This is a genomic window from Adlercreutzia equolifaciens, from assembly GCF_029076695.1.
Taxonomy (GTDB): domain Bacteria; phylum Actinomycetota; class Coriobacteriia; order Coriobacteriales; family Eggerthellaceae; genus Adlercreutzia; species Adlercreutzia equolifaciens_A.
Genome location: NZ_JARFIK010000412.1, coordinates 1 through 300, shown reverse-complemented (window position 1 = coordinate 300; position 300 = coordinate 1). Strand labels below are relative to the sequence as shown.

The following is a 300-nucleotide window of genomic DNA, read 5'->3' as shown; positions in this document are numbered from 1 at the left end:
AGATACATCGGTTAATGCGACAAACTGGAATCCAGGAAATAACAAGACATACAGCAACAACCTGTACTACAATGTATCCAATTACCAAACTGATGCAAATGCAGTAAAGGTATCCGCAGGAACAGCAGTACTTGTTGATGCAGGTTCAGGTCCGGTTGCAGCAGCAGAGGACAAGCAGGCAAGACTGCATGAAGATCCGACAGCTACTACAAAATTTGATGGATACAAACTGGCAGCAAACTCACCGGCTATCAATGCTGGTAAAGTAATTGTTGACAGAAATGGTTATTCTATCGATCA

Annotated in this window: 1 protein-coding gene; it reads left to right on the top strand. The window is 42.7% G+C overall.

What is annotated here, in order from left to right:
• The coding region (locus PZH32_RS12960) for a hypothetical protein (RefSeq protein WP_275208667.1) at nucleotides 1-300 on the top strand (300 nt) is incomplete at both ends.